Source organism: Streptomyces sp. NPDC046862 (assembly GCF_040704615.1).
GTDB lineage: Bacteria > Actinomycetota > Actinomycetes > Streptomycetales > Streptomycetaceae > Streptomyces.
In genome coordinates, this window is sequence record NZ_JBEYXP010000046.1 from 26734 (window position 1) to 46427 (window position 19694).

Below are 19694 nucleotides of genomic sequence, written 5' to 3' on the forward strand. Positions count from 1 at the left end.
AGGTCGATGAGTTGATGCGCTTCAATCGGATGAGCGGTGGGAGGCTCGCATTCTCCGAGCGGGCCGTCAAGACCAGGAACAGCGTTTTGCCAGTTCATTCCGCTCTCGCCGGCTGACGCCGTCGTCTCGGCCGGTCATCCCTATCGAGGTGTCGGTGACCGCGTGGAGCTCCCGGCACGGTGTCCGGCCCGGGCGGCGACCGGCTGTTGTCGCTCGCTGCCCTTCGTGCTCAAGGGAGCGAATGGGCGTCGATCTTGGAGCGCTTCAACGTGCGTCATGTATCCTGCCCCTTGTCCGCGACAGCCTGGTCACTGTGGGTGCCGTGCGGTCCGGGGACGGAACGAGACCGGAGGTCGAGGAGCGCTGTGGCAACCGCCCGTCCGCGAGCAGTGCAGGGGCATGCGAGTCCGAGCATGCAGGACGTCGCCGACGCCGCGGGCGTCTCGGTCGGCACGGTCTCCAACGTGCTGAACCATCCGGCGAAGGTGAGCCCGGCGACGGCGGAGCGCGTCCGGGAAGCGATCAGCCGACTGGGTTTCGTGCGTAACGACGCGGCCCGGTCGTTGGTGTCGGGCTCGACCAACAGTGTCGGCATGGTGCTCGCCGACATCGAGAACTCCCTGTTCATCGACATGGCGCACGGCGCGCAGGACGCCGCCCGTGCGATCGGGCAGAACCTGCTGTTGGCCAACACGGCGTGCGACATGAGACTTCAGGACGACTACCTGGACCTGTTCGACGAGTCCCGGGTGACGGGTGTGCTGCTGGCGCCGATGGAGGACTCCACGGCCGGTATCGCCCGCATCCGCTCGCACGGGCGGCAGGTGGTGCTCCTCAACTACGCTCCCAGGCCGGGCACCTGCTGCTCCGTGCTGGTCAACAACGAGCACGTGGGGTACCTGGCGGCCCGCCATCTCATCGACACCGGACGTACTCGGCTGGCGTACGTGGTCGCGCACGACGACTACCAGCCCGTGCGCGACCGCCGCAGGGGAGTGCGTGCGGCGGTCGAGGAGGCGGGCGGCGGCGTCACCCTGGAGGAGATCGGCAGCGTCGGCCTGACCGCCTCCCATGGGCACGTGGTCGGACGGGATCTCGCGCGGCGGGCCCCCGGCGAGCTGCCTGACGGTCTGATCGTCGTCACCGATGAGCTGGCCAATGCCATCATCCATGAACTGCACACCGTGGCCGGGGTCCGGGTGCCCGACCGGGTCGCGGTCGTCGGCTGCGAGAACAACCGCGCAGCCGGTGCAGCGGCGGTGCCGCTGACCGCGGTGGACATGCCGGGCCGGATGATGGGCCAGGAAGCGATCCGGCTCCTCATGGACGAGGTGTCGTCGGGCGGGCAGCACCGTCATGCCACGGTCGTGCTGGAGCCGGAGCTGATCGTCCGCGCCAGCGCGCCGCTCTGACCGTCCGGGCCCGCTCGCCGGACCGGCCGGGCGTATCCGCCCGGTCCGTGGCCTTCCCTGCAGGCCTTGTGCCAGTACCTGGCAGATCCGCGCGTTATCGCGGGCTTGTATGTCAGTGCCCCACGCTGACCAGCTGTTTTCTGGTCTCGCGCCTGCAGTGCTGTATCCAGACGACCGTCCAGGAGGCTCTGACGCGGTTCGGAAACAGCCGCGCCAGATCCTTGACACACGCCGAAACGGGTCATAGGTTCCGGGCATCCCTCATTTGAAGCGTTTCAACGCTCTATGTGCCGAGGAGCACCCGTGCACAAGACCCTCAGAACCCGCCGTATCGCCCTCCTGGCGACCGCCGCCACTTCGAGCCTGCTGCTGAGCGCCTGTGGCGGCGGGAGCGTCTCGAGCAGTGAGGCCAAGGCGTTCACCCTCACCATCAACGACGACAACCACATCGTGCAGCAGGAGCTCACCGCGTTGGGCAAGGGCTCGTGCGCGGCGCAGAACAAGACGCTGCCGCTGAAGATCCAGACGCTGCCGATCGGCAACGTCGACCAGAAGGTGCAGCTTCTCGCGGGCCAGAACGCGCTGCCGGTTCAGTTCGCGGCGGGCGGCACACCGCAGCTGACCAAGACCCTGGACAAGGCCGGCCAGGTCCTCGACCTGGAGAAGACGCTCAAGGACCTCGGCGTCTGGAACGACCTCCAGCCGGCCGCCGTCAAGACCGTCGAGAACCTGTACGGCAAGTTCAACGTCATGCCCTACCAGTTCAACATCGAGGGCATCTGGTTCAACAAGAAGCTCTTCGCCGACCACCACATAGCCACCCCGACGACCTACGACCAGCTGGTCGCGGCCGCCGCGAAGTTCAAGAGCGCAGGCGTCACCCCGTTCGCCGCCGACGGCAAGGACGGCTGGCCCCTCACCCGTCTCATCAGCGGGTACGTCTACCGCGAGCTCGGCCCGGACGCCCTGCAGGCGGTCGCGGACGGCAAGGCCAAACTCACCGACCCGGCCTATGTGAAGGCCGCTCAGGCCGTCGCCGACCTGGGCAAGGCGGGCTACTTCGGCAAGGGCGTCGGATCGATCGACTACGACACCGCCGTGCAGCAGTTCCTGACCGGCAAGGCTGCCATGTTCTACATGGGCAGCTGGGAGCTCGGCGACTTCAACGACAAGACCAAGAACAAGATCGGCGCGGACAACGTCGGCTTCATGCCGTTCCCGACCGTCGCGGGCGGCAAGGGCAGCGCGGACCAGATCCCGGCCAACGTCGGCCTCCCGGTCGCCGTGTCCGCGAAGTCGTACAACGCCAAGGTCGGCGACTGGCTGTCCTGCATCACGAAGAACTACGGCGCCGCCTCCCTCAAGGACCAGGGCACCATCTCCGGCTTCAAGCCCAATGGCGACACCGGCACACTGCCCCCGCTCACGCAGACGGTCCAGGACACCATCACCAGGACCACGACCAGCACCCTGTGGTTCGAGGCGCTGTTCAACACGAAGGCGACGGAGACCAGCCAGACCAACGCCGCGCCGCTCGTCACCGGGTCCCTCTCGGCCAAGGACTTCATGGCGAAGGTCCAGACCGACCTCGACAACGGGTGACCCTCCCGCCCCACCGCGCTTCGCCCCGACCCCTTCGTGAGAGAGCCGTCATGCGTTCAGTTCTGGGAGACCGCCGTGCCATCGCCGTCCTGCTGGGCCCGGCGCTGGCGGTGTACACCCTGGTGATGCTGGTACCGATGGGCTGGTCCCTCGGGTACACCTTCTTCAAGGGCAACGTCATCGAGGGCTTCACCTTCGGAGGGTTCGGCAACTTCACCAAGCTCTGGCACGATCCGCAGGCGCACTCCGCGCTGTGGTTCACCTTCAAGTACGCCCTCGCGGTCAGCGCCGGGCAGGTCCTCTGCGGGTACCTGCTCGCGCTGCTCTACGTGTTCGTCCTTCGCAGGTCGTCGGCGGTGGTCCGTACGCTGGTGTTCTTCCCGGTGATCCTTCCGACGGTCGCCGTGTCCCTGATGTTTCAGAAGCTCTTCGCCGTCGCGCCGCAGAACGGCCTGGCCAACGTCGCTCTGGAAGGGCTGGGTATCCACCACGGCGACTGGTTCGCCGGCGCCGGCGGATCGTTCATCGTCCTGGTCGTCATGGACGTATGGCGCTCCATGGGCTTCTACGGCGTCCTCATCTTTGCCGGGCTCCTCGACATCCCCGACGAGACGCTCGAGTCGGCGCGGCTGGACGGCGCCACCGGCTGGCGACTGATCCGGCACATCGTCCTGCCGTTGTCCGCGCCGGTGCTGCTGTCGTCGATCGTGTTCAGCATCAACGGCACGCTGAAGGTGTTCGACTCGGTCCTCGCCCTCACCAACGGTGGCCCGGGCAGCGACACCACGCCGCTGACCCTCTACATGTTCCGCACCGCCTTCTCCTACGGCGACTACGGCTACGGCAGCACCATCGCGTCGCTGCTCACCGTCGTCTGCCTCGGCGTCACCCTGCTCATCTTCCGCTTCTCGCGCCGCGACCTGACCAAGGGCTGAACCTGCCATGACCGACACGATGACGGCACCGCCGCGGGAACTCCTGCCCCTGCCACGGCCGGCCACCGTCCGAAAACGCGGGTACGCACGGCGCCTGACACGCAACCTGCTGGTCGCCCTGCTGGTGGTCGTCGAGGTGACGCCGCTGCTGTGGCTGCTGCTCAGCTCCTTCAAGACTCAGTCGGAGTTCGTCAACGACCCGGCCTGGTCGCTGCCCGGAAAGTGGGACCTGCACAACTACGCCGACGCGTGGACGACGGGGCATGTCGCCCTCTACGTCCGCAACAGCCTCCTGGCCACCGCGCCCTCCCTCGCGCTCATCATCGTGCTGGGCACCGCCGCGGGTTTCGCCCTGGAGGTCATGATCTGGCGCGGCCGCCACCAGGTCCTGCTCGTCTTCCTGCTGGGCATCATGGTGCCGAGCCAGATGATCCTGCTGCCCTTGTTCCGCGTGTACTTCCAGTCCGGGCTGTCGGGGACGATGTGGCCGTTGATCATCACCTACACCGCGGTCGGCCTGCCCCTCACCGTCTTCATGATGGCCACCTACTTCCGTGCCGTCCCCCGCGAGATCTTCGAGGCCGCCACCCTGGACGGGGCCGGCATGCTCACCGCCTTCTGGCGGATCGGCTTCCCCGTCGTCCGCAACGCCGTCTTCACGGTCGCGCTGGTGCAGTTCTTCTTCATCTGGAACGACCTGCTGATCTCCCTCACCTTCACCACCAGCGACGACCTGCGCACCATCCAGGTGGGACTGCTCAACTTCACCGGACAGTACGGGGAGACGGCCTACGGGCCGTTGTTCGCGGCGATCAGCATCAACGTCGTCGGCGCCCTCGTGCTCTACCTGCTGATCAACCAGCGCATCATCAAGGGCTTGACCGCCGGGGCGGTGAAGGGATGACCCGGGAGCCCATACCGTCCGTGGCGGCCCCGACCGCGGAACACCACCGCGAGCCGCTCGGCATCGGCGAGCCGTCACCCCGGCTCTCCTGGAAGACCACGGCACCCACGGGCTGGACGCAGCACGCCTATCAGACCGAGGCCATTCGCGCCGACGGCACGCACCGCACGGAATGGGTCACCTCCCAGGACTCCGTCCTCGTCCCCTGGCCCTTGCGACCGATGGCGTCCCGTGAAGCCTGCCAGGTCCGGGTGCGGGTCCGCGGAGCCGACCACGTCACCAGCGCCTGGAGCCCTCTCCTGCACATCGAGACGGGGCTGCTGACACCGGCCGACTGGACGGCCCGCGCGATCTCACCGAGCGAGCCACCGCAGTCGTACGACAGTCAGCGACCCCCTGTCGACCGCCAACCGCCGCTGCTGCGCAAGGAGTTCACCGCCGGCGCGGACATCGAGCGCGCCCGGCTCCACGTCACCGCCCACGGCCTGTACGAGATCGAGATCAACGGCCGGCGGGTGGGTGACCACGCGCTCGCACCCGGCTGGACCAGCTACCATCACCGGCTGCGCTACCAGACCCACGACGTCACCGACCACCTGCGGGCCGGAGCCAACGCCATCGGCGCGTGGCTGGCCGACGGCTGGTACCGCGGACGCCTCGGCTTCGGCGGCGGCCATGCCGACCTCTACGGCGACCGCATCGCGCTCCTCGCGCAGCTGGAGATCGTCCACCGCGACGGAACCGTCACCGTCATCGGCACCGACACCTCCTGGCGCGCCGGCCGGGGACCGATCCTCGCCTCCGGGCTCCTCGACGGCGAGACGTACGATGCGCGGCAGGAGCTGCCCGGCTGGTCGAGCCCCGGATTCGACGACGGCGACTGGTCGTCCGTGGACCTCGTCGACCGGGACCCGACGACCCTGGTCGCACCCACCGGCCCCCCGGTGCGCTGCACCGAGGAGATCAGCCCGGTCCTGGTCACCGCTCTCGACGCCGACCGGCTCCTGGTGGACTTCGGACAGAACCTCGTGGGCCGGGTCCGCATCACGGTCTCCGGCCCGGCCGGGCACACGGTCGTCATCCGCCACGCCGAGGTGCTCCAGGACGGAGAGCTGTGTGTACGCCCCTTGCGCGGCGCCGCCTCCACCGACCGCTACATCCTGCGCGGCGAAGGCCCCGAGACCTGGGAGCCGCGCTTCACCGTCCACGGATTCCGGTACGCGGAGATCACCGGCTGGCGCGGCGGAGGCTTCCCCGGCCGTGACATCGTCGCCCGCGTCCTCCACACCGACATGGCGCGAACCGGCTGGTTCGAGTGCTCCAACGAGCAGGTCAACCGCCTGCACCAGAACGTCGTCTGGAGCCTGCGCGGCAACTTCGTCGACCTGCCCACCGACTGCCCACAGCGTGACGAACGGCTCGGCTGGACCGGTGACATCCAGATCTTCGCGCCCACCGCCGCCTTCCTCTACGACTGCCACGGCATGCTCGCCTCCTGGCTGCGCGACGTCGCCGTCGAGCAGCACGCCGACGGGACCGTCCCTTGGTACGTGCCCGAGATCCCCGGCGGCGAGCAGTGGACCCCGGCCCGACCGGGCGCCGGCTGGGGGGATGTCGTGGCACTGACCCCGTGGGACCTCTACCGTGCCTCGGGCGACGCGGGCCTGCTAACCGCCCAGTACGACAGCGCACGGCGATGGGTCGACCTCGTCACCGAACTCGCCGACGAGTCCGGCCTGTGGAGCCGGGGTTACCAACTGGGCGACTGGCTCGACCCGTTCGCCCCACCGGAGGACCCGGGAGCCGGCCGCACCGACCGCCACCTCATCGCCACGGCCTACTACGCCTGGTCGGTGCGGCATGTGGCACGGACCGCCGACGTCCTCGGGCGCGACGACGAACAGCGCCGCTACGAGCACCTCGCCCAACGCGTGCGGCAGGCGTTCGTCGACGCCTACGTCCGGCCCGGTGGCCTCATGACCAGCGACACCCAGACCGCCTACGCCATCGCGCTCCAGTTCGACCTCCTGCCCGACGCGGCAGCCCGGGCCGCCGCCGGACGCCGACTGGCCGACCTGGTAGCCGACGGCGGGCACACCATCCAGACCGGCTTCATCGGCACCCCGCTGGTCACCCCCGCACTCAGCGCGACCGACCACGACGACACCGCCTACGCCCTGCTCCTCCAGCAGGAATGCCCCTCGTGGCTGTACGCCCTCAAGCACGACGCCACCACCATCTGGGAACGCTGGGACAGCATGCTGTCCGACGGCACCGTCAACCCCGGCGAGATGACCTCGTTCAACCACTACGCCCTCGGCGCCGTCGCCCAGTGGCTGCACACCACGGTCGCCGGACTGGGCGCGAGCGAGCCCGGTTACCGCGACGTCGTCTTCCGCCCCCGACCGGGCGGCGGCATCACCTGGGCGAGCGCCGCCCACGAGTCGCCGTACGGGCGTGTCGCGATCCGCTGGGAGCTGGACGCGACCGAACTCACCGTGGAGACGACCGTGCCCACCGGCGCCACAGGACGCATCGAGTGGCCCGACGGAGGCGTGACCACCCTGCCGACCGGCACGACCAGTACCCGCCGACAGCACATCACCCCCGGCTTGAACCGGCCCACAGCGACACAAAGGAGTCTCGCGTGACCAGCCATCACCACGAACAGTCCCGTCCCGGCATACCCAGACGGGAGAGGCAGCGCCCTGCCCTCGCCGCGATCCTGGTCGCGCTGCTGACCCTGCTGGGCCTGGCCACGGCCGGCCCCGCACAGGCATTGAGCGGCGACCTGCGTATGCACGACCCCAGCGTCATCAAGGTGGGCGGCTGCTACTACGGCTTCTCCACCGGATTCGAGAACGACCCGCTCAACCCCAGCGGCTCCATCACCATCCGCAAGACTTGCGGCGGCACCGCGGCCTCCGGCTGGACCAAGGTGGGCAACGTCTGGGAGTCGACCCCGTCCTGGATCACCGCCAAGCTCGGCTCGACCCCGCCGAACATCTGGGCCCCGGACATCAAGTACTTCAACGGCGTCTACCACCTCTACTACGCCGGTTCGCTCTGGGGCACCAACTACGCGGTGATGGGCCTGGCCACGGCCACGAACATCGAGGGTCCCTGGACCGACCAGGGCATGGTCACGGACGTCAACTACCCGATCGACCCCAACGTCGACTGGGGCCCCGACGGCCGCCTGTACATCTCCTGGGGCTCCTGGACCGGCAGCGGCACCTACATGCACGTCCTGGACCAGTCCACCGGCAAGCTGTCCACCACCGACAACAACCTGTGGCACATCGCCGTCGGCATCGAGAACCCGACGATCATCCTCAACGGCGGCTACTACTACCTCTTCGGCTCAAAGGGCCTGTGCTGCAGCGGAGTCAACAGCACCTACTACACCGTGGTCGGCCGCTCCACCAGCATCACCGGCCCCTATCTCGACCAGAGCGGCACCGACATGGCCTCCGGCGGCGGCACCACCGTCCTCACCGGTGCCTACCCCAAGGTGGCGGCCGGCGGCGCGGACGCCTACGACGACGGCACGTCCAAGTTCCTCGCCTACCACTACTACGACGGCGACAACTCCGGCCAGGAGACCCTGGACATCCGCCAGGTGACCTTCGCGAACGGCTGGCCCGTCATCGCCGGTCCGCTCAGCGCGGCCAACAACCACCTGCTCAACCGCAACAGCGCCAAGTGCGCCGACGTATGGTCCCTGAGCACGGCGGACGGGGCAGCGGTGAACTCCGGGAACTGCAACTCCGGAGCCAATCAGCAGTGGGTGTCCACCGCCGTCGGCGCCGGCTACGAACTGGTCAACGTCAACAGCGGCAAATGCCTGCAGATCTCCGGCGCCTCCATCGCCGACGGCGCGGTGGCCGTCCAGTCGACGTGCACCGGCGCCGCCCACCAACTGTGGACGAGAACACCGGTGATCGGCGGCTACGTCACCTTCACCAACGTCAACAGCGGCAAGTGCCTCGAAGTCGCCGGGGCGTCAACCGCGAACGGCGCGGCCCTGGACCAGTCGACCTGCAACGCCGGCGCCAACCAGCAGTGGATGGTCGTCTGACACCTGAGGGACCCCCGTGCCTGCGGGAGTGAGGAGCACTCGCTCCTCACTCCCGGAGAACGACACCTCTGCGCACCCCGCCACCCCGCAGGGGGCGCTCTTCGGGCGGGTCGCCGCCGACTACGCGGAAGGAGACCGAGAGCGTCGAGACCGGCATACGGTCGACCAAGCCCTGAAGGGCACGAAACTCAACGGCACCGGGCCCTTCGAGCTCGCCAAGTGGAGTCCCGGCACCGGGCTGAGCCTGACCCGCAACGAGAAGTACTGGATTCCCGACCGCCCCTACCTCGACAAGGTCGAACTCCGCGTCTACACCCAGCCGGACGCGCTGCTCTCCGCGCTCCGCTCGGGTCAGGCCCAGCGACGGGCTCCTGGACGTCAGCACAGCCAGAAAGGCGCCGTCCGCCCCAGGAGGGTGCCGATCCGGTTGCCCGTGACGACCTTGACGCCCAGTCCTTCGTATTCGTGCAGGACGCGCAGGGATTGCGGCTCAGTCGCAGACGGGGAGTGGAGTGTGAACAGCACGTCGGTGTCGGTGGGAAACGGACATCGAGCGACGGCGCAAGGCGAGGTGCACGAGTGACGGGTCGGGACAAGACGCACGGGGACGCGCAATACGGTTTGCTGACCACCATCGCCACTGAGGCGAAGGTGTCCCTCAGTACCGTCTCCAAAGTGGTGCACCGGCGTCCTGACGTCGGCGCGGCGACGCGCGCCCGAGTCGAGGAACTGCTGGAGCGGCATGGATACGTGCGACCGGGAGAGCGGGACCCCGCAGCGCCGCGCCAGATCATCGCGGTGTTCCGGGACCTGTCCGGCCCGTACACGCTGGAAGTCGTCCGCGGGATCGTGAACGCGGCGGACGAACTGGGTGTGAACGTGGTGACCGGGACGACCAGTCATCGCTCGATCTCCCAGTGGCTGCAGGAGTGCATGGCACTCGACGCGGCCGGGCTGATCATCGTGATCTCGATGCTGTCCGAGGACGACCAGCGCCGGATCGTCGAGCAGCGGCTGCCCGTCGTGCTGATCGATCCGCTCAGTGCCCCGAGCCAGGACATCCCGAGCATCGGGGTGACCAACTGGAGCGGAGCGAGGGACGCGGTGCAGCACCTGCTCGGGCTCGGTCACACCCGCATCGCCATGGTCGCGGGCCGTGCGCACTCGCTGACCGGCGCGGCACGGCTGCACGGCTACCGGGCCCCCTGGAGGAAGCCGGGATCGCCTACGATCCGGCGATCGTCCGCTCCACCGACTTCGAAGGGGCACTCAGGGCCAGCCTGAAGATCCTGCGCTGCGACGATCCACCCACGGCTGTCTTCGCTGCCAGCGACGCGCAGGCGCTCGGCGTCCTGGAAGCCGCCCGCCAGCACGGGCTGAGCGTGCCCGAGGACCTGGCGGTCATGTCCTTCGATGACACCCTCGTGGCAGCCATGGCCTGCCCGCCGCTGAGCGCGGTCCGCCAGCCCTTCGAGGAACTGGGCCGCGAGGCCACACGAGTGCTCGTCCAACTGGCCGAGGGGCGACCCCCGGCCTCCCCGCGCATGGAACTGGTGACCGAACTCGTGCTGCGCACCTCGACATCGGTACGCCGCCACGTCAATACACAGCGAGCTGTTCTCTCGCGAAACACTTTCGAAACGAACCGGTGACACGGACGGCGTGCGTCCGAATAATTACGGCATCCCCCGCTCCCGTCAGGGAGTTCAAGGAGGCCGAGGGAATGCGTTGTTGGCACGACAGCAGCGACGCCCACGGCGCCGTCAACGGCTGAGGCAGGCAGGCCGTTCGGAATCTCTGCGACTTGAACCGCAGGTTCAGCGACTCCGAACATTTCCGGGCCCTTGCACAATCACGCAGTGCTCGCCGCTTTTTGTCACCACTACCGGCATACGGATCCCAGCTCGCGTTGCTCTCCAACCGCCGGTCATCCTCGCATCTTCGGAGGCACAGTGAAACGTAGAAGAACACGGCTTCGTAACGCCGCTGTCGTCGTCCTGGCCATGGCCGCCGCCATGTGGACGTTCGCGCTGCCCGCGCAGGCGTCCACGCCGACTCCCGCTACCCTCTACCAACTCCCGAGCGGCTCGTCCTGTACGAAGGCCACGAACAACTGCGCCCTCTACCCGAAGACAGCCGTGTTGCCGAGCGGACGCCTCGTCGCGGCATTCGAGAAGTCAACGGTGGCTGCTTCCGGCTCGGCCGACGGTCAGACGATCCCGGTGTACAAGAGTGACGACAACGGTACGACCTGGCAGTCCCTGGCAAACGTCAAGGCACCCGCGTACGCGTCGTCGAACCCAGCCTACTCCCAGTACGTCAGCAACTGGACGAACCCATATCTCTACGTGCTGCCGCAGGCAGTCGGCAATCTCGCATCCGGCACACTGCTGATGGCCACCGTCGTATCAGGCGACGACTACAACTATCTCGATCAGAAGGCGTCCAACCCCAATTACCAGCCGACGCACGACGGTGATCGCAGTAACACGGCAATCGCGCTCTACTCGAGCACCGATTCCGGAGCGACCTGGAACGTCGTGAACATCATCACGACGGGCACCTGGTCGAATGGATACAACTACCCGGCCACCGAGAACACCAACCACCAGAACGACCCTGTGTGGGAACCGTACCTGATGGTCTACAACAACCAGCTCGTCGCCTACTACTCCGACGAGAACGACTATACCGGTTATAACTCGACCACCGGTGTTCCCACGCTCGACTCGAACAACAACACGACAACGGACCCCGACCTGCAGATCCTCGCGCACCGGACCTGGGACGGCTCCAGCTCGGCATGGAGCAGTCCGGTGGTCGATGTCTCTGGAACAACAGTCACCAACTCGTCCGGGTACAGCGAGATCGGTGGTGGCCGCCCGGGCATGACCAATGTCGTCCAGACCAGTGACGGCAAGTGGATGCTGACCTACGAATACTGGGGTGGCGGCGACAACGTCCGCTACAAGGTCGCCAGCGATCCGCTGCACTTCTTCTCGGTGGGCGGTGACGCGGGCACCGGCATCACCTCGCTTCCGGTGACCTCCGGCTCAGGCCGCCTGTCCCGCGGGGGCAGTCCGGTGATGATGCGCATGCCGAGCGGGCGGATCCTCTTCAATGCCTCCGGCAGCGGGGATGTCTGGACGAATGCCAGTGGGAGCAGCACCGGTGCGTGGACGCAGCAGCACACGACGATGGGGTCCGCCTACAGCCGCAGCCTGACCTACATCCCCAACACGGGCCGCGTCGAGATCGTCGGCGGAACGACCACCATCTCCTACGCGGACATCGACTTCGGGAACTCCGCGGGCACGTACTACAAGCTCGTCAACGTCAACAGCGGGAAGAATCTCGGCGTGTACGCCGCGGACCTCCTCGACGGGCAGAACGTCGTGCAGTGGACCGGCAACACCTCGGCCGACCAGCAGTGGCACGTCACGGACCTCGGCAACGGATACAACACGCTGCTCGACAAGAACAGCGGCCGGGCCCTCGGCATCCTGGCGGGCAGTACGTCAAGCGGCGCGAGCGCCGTGCAGTGGGTGCAGAACGGCAGCAACGACCAGCAGTGGCAGCTGGTCGCCGTCGGCTCCAACTACAAGCTGATCAACCGCAACTCCGGTCTCGCCCTCAGCGTGTCCGGAGGGTCGACCAGCGACGGCGCGCAGATCGACCAGGAGGCATACACCGGCGCCACGTCCCAGCAGTGGACCCTGGTGCAGGTTTCGTAGGCACCGGCAGCTCGACAGCAGCACATCAGCAGGGGAGCCCGGCCAGCTGCCGGGCTCCCCTCGCATGTCGGCCGCGCTGTGTCAGGAGAGCGGGATCGTCACCGTGACAGGGGTACGCGGCGCAAGGCGCACCGACTGCCGCCGTTCGGTGGCGGTACGGCACACGACCACAACAGTCCGTTCGCGTGCAGACATCAACACCACCCGCGCCACACCTTCCTCGACGTTCCAGCGCAATTCCTCGACGCGCACCCCGGCGCGGGTCTCGATGCCCCGCAGGCTGCCGCGCTGCCATTCCGGGGGCCGCGCAGGCAGCACCTCGATGACGCCGGGCCGGGAGTCGATGAGCATCTCCGTGAAGACGGCGGGCAGACAGTGCGAGGCGTCCGCGTTGTAGATGTCCAGGTCGGGGTTGTGCGAGGTCATCAGCGACCGGTAGACCATGTTCTGGCCGAGGATCTTGAGGACGTTGGCCTTCGCCGTCTCGCCGTCCTTCAGACGTGCCGCGACGAGGGCGCGGTGCAGGCTGCCGTGGGCGGACAGGTTCTCGTCTCCGCGCCGCAGCAGGGCCTCTCGAGCAGCGGCGGCCAACTCCGGGGTGTCGTCCGGGGTGATGTCGTGCAGCGGCCACACCGGGTAGAGGTGGCTGATGTGCCGATGGTCGTCGGCGGTCTCCAGCCCCGGCCACGCCCACTCAGCCAGCGCCCCGTGCTCGTCGACGCGGTACGGCGGCAGCCGCTCAGCCAGCGCCCGCCAGCGGCCGACCGCTTCCTGCTCGATGCCCAGGCGTGCGCAGACATCGGCGGCGATGGTCAGCGCATGCCGGGCCGCGGCGACGTTCATGGTGGCGTTCACCCCGGCCGCACCCCGCTCGCCCTTCGGGCCGACCTCCGGTGAGTAGGACGGCACGAGGACGAGATGCCCGTCGGCGTCCTCGCGAGTGAGGAAGTCCTCGAAGAAGACGGCGGCTTCGACGAGCCACGGGGCGAGCGTGCCGGCGAGGAACTCGTCGTCGCCGGTCGCCTGCCAGTACTCATACAGCGGGAACAGCAGCAAGTCCGCGCCCGCCGTCCACATCGTCCAGGGCCAGTCGTCGTCGAGGTGGAACAGCAGCCCGTGCTCGCCGTCGGTGCGGCTGGGCGCGAGGATGCCGCGGGCGCCGTAGATCGTGCGGGCGTTGGTGCGCCAGTCCTCGATCTGCCCGCGGATCAACTCGGCGTACGGTGCGATGAGTTCGGGCATGCTGGTCAGGACCACCCCGGCCATCTGCAGGTTGATGTTGGCGTCGGTGGTGTAGTCGCCCGACCAGGCGGCGCCCCAGGCCCCCAGCCATAGCCCGGTCAGTCGCGGCGGGAGCACCCCGCTGGAGCTGAGCAGGAAATAGCGGCCGGAATGGAACAACGCCTCGGCCAGCGCGCCGTCCAAGACCTTGAGGTCGGCGCGGGCGGCCAGTTCACCGACGGGGAGGCCACGGTCGCTGCCGGGCGCACCCAGGTCGAGTGCCGCACGCCCGTAGAGCTCGCTATGGACGGGAGCGTGTCGGCCGAGCAACTTGTCGTAGTCGGCGGGCAGTTCGGCCAGGCCCGCATGAAGGACATCAGTACGGGGGAGGGGCGCCGAGCGGTCCATCCGGGTCAGCAGGAGCACACGGCTCGCTCCCTCGACGCGGGCCGTGTCCCCCTCTGCGCAGACCCGGCCGCCGGTCACGACGACTCGGGTCACCCCGACGAAACCCGCCGCACCGGGCCCGGGCGGGTACGCCCCCACAGCGGCGAGGCACGCCTCACCATCCTGGGTGGTCTCGGCGGACGTCGAGAAGATGACCTCCGGCGGGCGCCCGGGCAACTCGCCGGAGAGCCGTATGACCAGGTCGAGCCGGAGACCGGTGATCTCGACGACTGCGACGGCATCGGTGCGCGAGACGAACGCACGCCGTGCCCACTCCCGCTTTTCGTCGGACCAGGTGACCCGGACCTCGCCGGTGGCGAAGTCCGTGACCCGGCGGTAGCGCTCCACGGGGCCTTCCGCCCCGCCGGTGTCGATGTGGAGCACATGCCCGGGGTGGAACGACTGGGTCCACGCCATTGCCCGGCCGTCGGAGAACTCGCGCTGCGCACGCTCCCGTTCCCCGGCGAGGATCAGGTCCCGGACCTGTTCGAGCCGGTCGGCGACGGCCGGCGGCCGCATCTCGAGAGACTCGTTCGGGAGCACGTAATGGTGATGGTTGTGAACGATCCGTTCCCGGTGCGGATGCCCGAACACCATGATCCCGTACTCGCCGTTGCCCGAGAGGAAGGAGTCCTCCCAGCGGTCTGCGGGTCGTGTGTCGTGGATGCTGTGCACCGGCATTCCCGGCCTCCCAGAAGTAGCGCGCCTGAGCAGCTCGAACAGGCTGCGCGGAGCCTACAAGCTTTGTCCGCGAGAACGGCGAAAGACTTTCGTAAGCCGCAAGGTCGTCGCATCCGGGCAGGTAGACGGGCCGTTCCGGGCTTTTGCTCCCGGCTCGGTGATCGAACGGGCATGTACGTTCCCTCTGCACAGTTCGTTGAACGCCGACAGGAAGGTCCCTGCCGAAGTGACGGGTTCGGCCAGATCGCACCGGGACGCCCAATACGGATTGCTCACCTCGATAGCGAACGAGGTCGGCGTTTCGCTCACGACCGTGTCGAAGGTCGTCCACCGGCGCCGCGACGTGTCCGAGGCGACGCGGGTCCGCATCGAGGCGCTGCTGACCGAGCACGGCTATGTCCGCGCCTGGGAGAGCGGAGCGAGTCGGCCCCGGCAGATCCTGGCGGTGTTCCGGGATCTGGCCGGTCCGTACACCCTGGAAGTGGTCCGCGGCATCGTCGGGGCGGCTGCCGAGGCGGGCGTCCACACGACCGTCGGCACGACGGGCCGGCGCTCGATCGCCCAGTGGCTCCAGGAATCCGTGACGTTGGACGCCACGGGAGTCGTCATCGTGATCTCTGCTCTGGCCGAGCAGGACCAGCGCCGGATCCTGGAGCAGCGGCTTCCCGTGGTGCTCGTCGATCCCCTGAACGCGCCGCTGCCGGAGATACCGAGTATCGGAGTGACGAACTGGCACGGCGCGACGACGGCCGTTCAGCACCTCCTCGATCTCGGGCACCGCCGGATCGGCATGCTGGCCGGCCGGTCGCACTCGCTGGCCGGGGCCGCGCGCCTGCACGGCTACCGCGCCGCCCTGGCGGAGGCCGGAATCCCGTACGACCCAGGGCTGGTCCGCTCGACCGATTTCGACTACGGCGAGGGCCTGCGTGCCGCCCGCAGTCTTCTGGATGAGAGCGGGCGCCCGACGGCCCTCTTCGCCGCGAGTGATGTACAGGCATTCGGCGCCCTGGAGGCGGCCCGGCAGCTCGGCATCGCGGTGCCGAGCCGCCTGTCGGTCATGTCGTTCGACGACACCCTGGTGGCCGCCATGGCCTCACCACCCTTGAGCGCTGTACGACAGCCGTTCCAGGAGCTGGGCCAGGAGGCGACACGTGTCCTGCTGCATCTGGCCGACGGCAAGCCTCCAGTGACGAGCCGCAAGGAACTCGCCACGGAACTGGTCGTGCGGATGTCCACGGCACCTCCCGGAGCAGAGGCGCGCGAACGGCATTGAGGCTGATTGCGCAAGCCCCCGGATCGCGAAAGCCTTTCGGAACTGATCGGCCGTCGTTATTGCCGTGGCCGAATTACGCCGCTTAGCGTGACGTCGCCAGCTCAACCGCAGGAGCAACGGGACGCAAACGTTGCGCGACAGCACCTGACGGTCTTGGCCCTCGACTCACATCCCTCATCGCGACAGGCCCGGGACGGCCTGCACGCCGGGTGAAGCACACCCGCGAAGGGGATCCTGCGCATTCGAAAGGTGTTCAACGATGAACAGAGTGTCCCGACGGTGGTTTCTCACCGCGACGGCGGCGACCACGGTGAGCGTTGCCGTAGCCGGCTGCGGCACGTCCGGCAGCTCCACCTCCTCGCCCACAGGCAATGTGGACTTCTGGATGCTGCAGGACCCCACCAACCCGGTGTCGCAAGCGGCGGTGGACTCCTTCGACAAGGGCGGCAAGGGCAAGGTCAGCATGTCCGTGATCGCCACGGACGGCTACAAGGACAAGCTGCGCACCGCGATGGGCTCGGCGAAGATGCCCGGGATGTTCTTCAACTGGGGCGGCGGCAGCCTCGACGACTACGTCAAGGCCGGCAAGCTCGTCGAGCTCGACGACTTCCTGGGCACCCACTTCCTGTCCTCCGCACTAGAGGCCGGCAAGATCGACGACAAGCTGGTCGGCATCCCGTGCCGCGGCACCCAGCCGGTGTTCCTCTTCTACAACAAGAAGGTGTTCAAGGCGGCGGGTGTCGAGCCGCCGAAGACCTACGCCGACCTGCAGCACCTGGTGAAGGTGTTCAAGGGCAAGGGCATCACGCCGTTCGCGGTCGCGGGCAACGCCAGCTCCTCCTGGACCGAGCTGATGTGGGTGGAGTACCTCGTCGACCGCCTCGCGGGCCCCGGGCTGTTCTGGAAGATCCAGGACGGCGACTGGTCGCAGTGGAGCGATCCCGCGATCCTCAAGACCGCGCAGATGATCAAGGACCTCGTGGACGCCGGCGCCTTCGGCAAGAACTTCGGCTCGGTGAACTACGGCGCCGGCGGCACCTCCACCCTGCTGTCCAAGGGCAAGGCGGCGATGGTCCTGATGGGCTCGTGGGAGTACGCCGTGCAGCAGGGCGCGGACCCCGACTTCGCCAAGAACGGCCTGGGCTACGTGCCCTTCCCCGCGGTGGAGGGAGGCAAGGGCGACCCGAAGAACATCGTCGGTAACCCCACCAACTACATCTCGGTGACCACCACCGCCCCGAAGGACACCGCGGCGGAGTTCCTGAAGACCACCTACAGCGATACCTACGTGCAGGGCCTCATCGAGAAGGGCGAGGTGCCGGTCACGACGAACGCGGAGAAGCTGCTCGCCAAGGCGCCCGACCCGGCGTACGCGAAGTTCCAGTTCGACCTGGTGAAGAACGCCCCCACGTTCACGCAGTCCTGGGACCAGGCGCTCGGCCTCACCCTGGGCACCCCGCTGCTCACCGAGATCCAGAAGCTGTTCAACGGCCAGAGCTCGCCCAAGCAGTTCGTCAGCGCGGTGCTGGCGATCAAGAAGTAGGAAGGCGCGTCCACGTGGTCTCCGCAACGACTTCGCGGCCCATGCGCAAGCACGGGGTTCGTGACCGGGCCGCTCCACCCACCCTGGAGCGGCCCGGCGTGGCCTGGGCGCTTCCCGGCCTGCTGTTCTTCCTCGTCTTCGCCGTCGCGCCGATGATCGGGGTGCTCTACCTCTCCTTCACCCACTGGGACGGACTGAGCAGCCCGCAGTTCACCGGCATGGAGAACTGGTCGCGCTTCTTCGGCGACAGCCAGGTCTGGCAGTCCACCCTGGTCACCGGGGTCCTACTGGCCGGGAACATCGCCGTCCAGGCACCGGTCAGCATCCTGCTCGGCACGTGGGCGGCCGGCAACCAGCGCAACCGGGCCGTCCTGTCGGCCATCTTCTTCCTGCCGCTCCTGCTGTCCACGGCGGCCACGGCCATCATGTGGCGCCAGCTCCTCGACCCGAACTTCGGCCTGCCGTCGAAGATCGAGTGGCTCTTCGGCTCCAACCCCATAGGAAGCCAGAAGGGAGCGATCGCCTGTCTGGTCCTGGTCACCAGCTGGCAGTTCGTCCCCTTCCACAGCCTGCTCTACCAAGGCGCGGCCCGCGCCGTCCCACACACCCTCTACCAGGCGGCCTCGATCGACGGCGCGGGACGGGTCCGGCAGTTCTTCCACATCACGCTGCCGCAGCTGCGCAACACGATGATCACCTCGACGATCTTCATGGTCGTCGGCGGCCTCACCGCCTTCGACATCGTCCTGCTGCTGACCAACGGCGGCCCCGGCACCGACACCTCGATCCTGCCCTTCTCGATGTACCAGACCGCCTTCCGCACCTACGACTACGGCTACGCCAGCGCCATCGCGAGCTTCCTGCTGCTGCTCGCCACCGGCGCCTCCGTCCTGCTGACCAAGCTGAGCGGCTACGACAAGATGACGAGCACCCTGGAGGGAGTGTGAGGACTCGCCCCAACTACGCGGCCGGGTTCGCCGCGTTCATCTGGCTCCTGATCATCGGCGTCCCGCTGTACGCACTGGTCAACACGGCGGTGCAACCGCAGTCGAAGTACACCGACAAAGGCCCGCTTGGGCTCCCCTCCACCCTCACTCTGGACAACTTCCGCACAGTGCTGGACAGCGGGTTCCTGCACTACATCTGGAACACCCTGGTCGTTGCAGGAGCCACCGTCGCCATCGTGCTGGCCCTCGGGATTCCGATCAGCTACGCGGTGGTGCGGGGCCGGGGCTTTCTCACCAAGGGCGTGTTCCGCCTGTTCCTGGTGGGCCTGGCGATCCCGTCCCAGGCCGTGATCATCCCGCTGTTCCTGATCATCAACAACCTGGGCTTCTACGACACTTTGTGGGGGATCATCCTGCCCACCGCGGCGTTCGCGCTGCCGGTGACCGTGCTGGTCCTCAGCGGCGGCATGCGGGACATCTCCACCGAGCTGTACGAAGCGATGGCCCTCGACGGCGCCAGCCCCGCCAAGACCCTGCTGACGCTGGTCGTCCCGATGTCGAAGTCCGCCATCGCGACCGCCTCCGTCTTCACCGCCCTGCAGGCGTGGAACGGCTTCCTGTTCCCGCTGATCATGACCCAGTCGGACGACAAGAAGCTGGTGACGATGGGCCTGTACAACTTCGTCTCCCAGTACGGCGCCAACGTCCCCGCCCTGCTCGCCGCGGTGCTGCTGTCCGCGGTCCCCGTCCTCGTCGTCTACCTCTTCGCCCGCCGCGCCCTCGTCGCGGGCCTGATGGGAGCCGGCGGCAAGTAACCGGCACGGCGGGGCGTGCCCCGCGCTCCTCCCTTCTCTCACTCTCCACCACGCCCTTCGCGGCGACCTTCGGGCTGCCCGCAACAGAACGGATGAGAC

General features: G+C 67.9%; 14 protein-coding genes and 1 pseudogene. 14 read left to right on the top strand and 1 reads right to left on the bottom strand.

Annotated features, from left to right (window positions below):
* Positions 1–413 precede the first annotated feature (413 nt).
* The 10 genes and pseudogenes from AB0959_RS38315 to AB0959_RS38360 all read left to right on the top strand — a co-directional run bounded on the left by AB0959_RS38315 (position 414) and on the right by AB0959_RS38360 (position 12668).
* The gene (locus AB0959_RS38315) at positions 414–1412 is read left to right on the top strand and encodes a LacI family DNA-binding transcriptional regulator (protein ID WP_366831392.1); all 999 of its coding nucleotides are present in this window, start codon (positions 414–416) and stop codon (positions 1410–1412) included.
* Between the two features lie 303 nt (positions 1413–1715).
* Positions 1716–3014, top strand: a complete 1299-nt coding sequence (locus AB0959_RS38320) for an extracellular solute-binding protein (protein ID WP_366831393.1) — start codon at positions 1716–1718, stop codon at positions 3012–3014.
* Positions 3015–3064: 50 nt separating this feature from the next.
* The gene (locus tag AB0959_RS38325) at positions 3065–3949 is read left to right on the top strand and encodes a sugar ABC transporter permease (protein ID WP_366831394.1); all 885 of its coding nucleotides are present in this window, start codon (positions 3065–3067) and stop codon (positions 3947–3949) included.
* A gap of 7 nt (positions 3950–3956) precedes the next feature.
* A complete protein-coding gene (locus AB0959_RS38330; protein WP_366831395.1) occupies positions 3957–4853 on the top strand; it encodes a carbohydrate ABC transporter permease in 897 nt (298 codons plus the stop codon).
* A complete protein-coding gene (locus tag AB0959_RS38335; RefSeq protein ID WP_366831396.1) occupies positions 4850–7504 on the top strand; it encodes a family 78 glycoside hydrolase catalytic domain in 2655 nt (884 codons plus the stop codon). The genes AB0959_RS38330 and AB0959_RS38335 overlap by 4 nt, the downstream gene beginning before the upstream one ends.
* Positions 7501–8934, top strand: coding sequence for a family 43 glycosylhydrolase (locus AB0959_RS38340; protein ID WP_366831397.1), 1434 nt, complete (start codon positions 7501–7503; stop codon positions 8932–8934). The genes AB0959_RS38335 and AB0959_RS38340 overlap by 4 nt, the downstream gene beginning before the upstream one ends.
* 28 nt (positions 8935–8962) lie before the next feature.
* Positions 8963–9295, top strand: a pseudogene (locus AB0959_RS38345) (ABC transporter substrate-binding protein); the annotation flags it as partial.
* Between the two features lie 290 nt (positions 9296–9585).
* The gene (locus AB0959_RS38350) at positions 9586–10218 is read left to right on the top strand and encodes a LacI family DNA-binding transcriptional regulator (RefSeq protein WP_366831398.1); all 633 of its coding nucleotides are present in this window, start codon (positions 9586–9588) and stop codon (positions 10216–10218) included.
* The gene (locus AB0959_RS38355) at positions 10173–10586 is read left to right on the top strand and encodes a substrate-binding domain-containing protein (RefSeq protein ID WP_366831452.1); all 414 of its coding nucleotides are present in this window, start codon (positions 10173–10175) and stop codon (positions 10584–10586) included. The genes AB0959_RS38350 and AB0959_RS38355 overlap by 46 nt, the downstream gene beginning before the upstream one ends.
* A gap of 300 nt (positions 10587–10886) precedes the next feature.
* Positions 10887–12668: an RICIN domain-containing protein gene (locus tag AB0959_RS38360; protein WP_366831399.1), complete on the top strand. Its 1782-nt coding sequence runs from the start codon at positions 10887–10889 to the stop codon at positions 12666–12668.
* A gap of 81 nt (positions 12669–12749) precedes the next feature.
* Here the strand turns inward: AB0959_RS38360 and AB0959_RS38365 are convergent, their stop codons facing one another.
* Entirely contained in the window at positions 12750–15017 is a 2268-nt protein-coding gene (locus AB0959_RS38365; RefSeq protein WP_366831400.1) for a glycoside hydrolase N-terminal domain-containing protein, read from the bottom strand.
* Between the two features lie 226 nt (positions 15018–15243).
* Here AB0959_RS38365 and AB0959_RS38370 point away from each other — a divergent pair, with 226 nt between their 5' ends.
* The 4 genes from AB0959_RS38370 to AB0959_RS38385 all read left to right on the top strand — a co-directional run bounded on the left by AB0959_RS38370 (position 15244) and on the right by AB0959_RS38385 (position 19595).
* Positions 15244–16290 carry a LacI family DNA-binding transcriptional regulator gene (locus tag AB0959_RS38370; RefSeq protein WP_366831401.1) on the top strand — a complete coding sequence of 349 codons (1047 nt, stop codon included), beginning with the start codon at positions 15244–15246 and terminating at the stop codon, positions 16288–16290.
* A 259-nt stretch (positions 16291–16549) separates the two neighbouring features.
* Positions 16550–17833 (top strand): extracellular solute-binding protein, encoded by a 1284-nt coding sequence (locus AB0959_RS38375; RefSeq protein ID WP_366831402.1) that lies wholly within the window; start codon positions 16550–16552, stop codon positions 17831–17833.
* A 41-nt stretch (positions 17834–17874) separates the two neighbouring features.
* On the top strand, positions 17875–18780 hold the full coding sequence (locus AB0959_RS38380; RefSeq protein WP_366831403.1) for a sugar ABC transporter permease: 906 nt from the start codon (positions 17875–17877) through the stop codon (positions 18778–18780).
* A complete protein-coding gene (locus tag AB0959_RS38385; protein ID WP_366831404.1) occupies positions 18777–19595 on the top strand; it encodes a carbohydrate ABC transporter permease in 819 nt (272 codons plus the stop codon). The genes AB0959_RS38380 and AB0959_RS38385 overlap by 4 nt, the downstream gene beginning before the upstream one ends.
* The last annotated feature ends 99 nt before the right edge of the window (positions 19596–19694 follow it).

Bases quoted from the DNA above. Each gene is read 5' to 3' on its own strand.
- AB0959_RS38315 (WP_366831392.1), top strand. From the start codon at position 414: ATGCAGGACGTCGCCGACGCCGCGGGCGTCTCGGTCGGCACGGTCTCC.
- AB0959_RS38325 (WP_366831394.1), top strand. From the start codon at position 3,065: ATGCGTTCAGTTCTGGGAGACCGCCGTGCCATCGCCGTCCTGCTGGGC.
- AB0959_RS38330 (WP_366831395.1), top strand. From the start codon at position 3,957: ATGACCGACACGATGACGGCACCGCCGCGGGAACTCCTGCCCCTGCCA.
- AB0959_RS38335 (WP_366831396.1), top strand. From the start codon at position 4,850: ATGACCCGGGAGCCCATACCGTCCGTGGCGGCCCCGACCGCGGAACAC.
- AB0959_RS38365 (WP_366831400.1), bottom strand. From the start codon at position 15,017: ATGCCGGTGCACAGCATCCACGACACACGACCCGCAGACCGCTGGGAG.
- AB0959_RS38375 (WP_366831402.1), top strand. From the start codon at position 16,550: ATGAACAGAGTGTCCCGACGGTGGTTTCTCACCGCGACGGCGGCGACC.
- AB0959_RS38380 (WP_366831403.1), top strand. From the start codon at position 17,875: ATGCGCAAGCACGGGGTTCGTGACCGGGCCGCTCCACCCACCCTGGAG.